A 1,497-nucleotide genomic window follows, 5' to 3' on the forward strand; every position below is an offset into this window, starting at 1 on the left:
GGCCTTTTCGCCGAATTGTCCGCTGTAGGATACGCCGAGGCTGGCCGTGTGCGACAGCGCCACGCTGATGCCGGTGTCGACCACCAGGGCGTCGCGGGCGATTGGCGTGCCGCTGGCGTTGAAGACGGAGCCATTGGCCAAGGCGAGCGCAGCCGTCGGCCTGACATCGCCAAAGGCGTGGTGCCAGCCCAGGGTGGCCTGGAGGGTGGCGCTGGTGCCCTCGGTGAGATCGAAGCTGGTGGCCGCACGCAGCCCCAGGGTGGTGAAGCCCAGGTTGCTGGTCTCGCCCTGGCCGGTCAGAGCCGCGTCGCCGCCGGTCTCGCGGAAGCCGTCGGTGTGCAGGTTGAGATAGGCGGCGTTGACGAAGGGCTCGAGGCGGAAGGCCTGGGTATCGATGCGATAGCCGAGCTCGCCGAAGAGCTGGGCCGTGCCGGCGTCGTAGCTGGTGCTGAGCCTGTCGGCAAAGCCCGGCAGGGCCACGGTGCGGTCGCTGTCGATGTCGTGCCAAGTGTAGCTTGCGCCCAGCCGCAGGGCGAGGGCGTTCCACTGCCGGCCGGCATAGAGGCCGACATGGTAGTTGTCGGCGGTGCCGGAGGCGGCGCGGGCATCGACGTCGAAGCTGGAATGGCTGTAGCCGGCAAAGGCGCCCAGGCGCCAGTCCTGCAGGAACGAGCCCTGGACCAGGGTATCGAAGCCGATGAGGAAGCCGCCGGTGTCGTGATCGACCCGGGCGTCGCGACCGCCGCCGCCGAGATGGCCCCAGGAGCCGAAGCCCTGGGCCCAGAGGCCGGACAGGGCCGCCGGGGTGGCCGAGCCGAACGGCGCCGGCGCTGCCGCCGGCATGGTCCCGGCATAGGCGGTCGGGCCCGAGAGTGTTGCCGCCGGTGCGATGGCACCGAGATCGGCGGTGTAGAGCCGGTTCAGCACGGCATCGCGGATGAGGCCGCTATCCTGGACCAGCACGCTGCGGGCCGAGGCATGGATGTCGCCAGACAGGGTCGAGAAGGCCTGGCGGGCACTGGCAACATCCGGCGCCTTGGCGACGGCCTGATAGAGCGTGTTGCCGCTCGCCAGCGTCTCCACGCTGTCGGCCACGGCGCGCTGGCCCTCGCTGCTGGCGACCGAGGCGAAGCTGGTGTCGTTGCGCGTGACCTTCAGATAGACGTTGTTGGCATTCTGGGACAGGCCGAGATCGACGAAGGGGGCGTTGTCAACCACCTTGGCGAACTGGCCGGTGATGCCGCCATTGGCGGTGAGGATCCTGTAGGTCCGGCCGATCGTATAGCTGCCGGAAGCGGGGATGACCGAAACCGTGCCGCCGTTGAGGGTGGCGGTGCCGGTGGCGTGAATGAAGTCGGTCTGGCCCTCGGCATTGATGTTCACCTGGATGGTGCCGCCGTCATTGACGAAGTTGCGCACCGTCAGCGTGGTCGGGCCACCGGCCTGGAAGGCGATCTTGCCGGCATTCTTCACCGTGCCGGAGACGGTGGAATTGCC

At 68.8% G+C, this 1,497-nt stretch carries 1 protein-coding gene; it reads right to left on the reverse strand.

Annotated features, from left to right (window positions below):
* Positions 1-1,497, reverse strand: a 1,497-nt coding sequence (locus U1R88_RS35480; RefSeq protein ID WP_322435551.1) for an autotransporter outer membrane beta-barrel domain-containing protein, incomplete at both ends; no start/stop codon positions are given.

The sequence above is a fragment of the Labrys sedimenti genome (assembly GCF_034424805.1).
Classification (GTDB): domain Bacteria; phylum Pseudomonadota; class Alphaproteobacteria; order Rhizobiales; family Labraceae; genus Labrys; species Labrys sedimenti.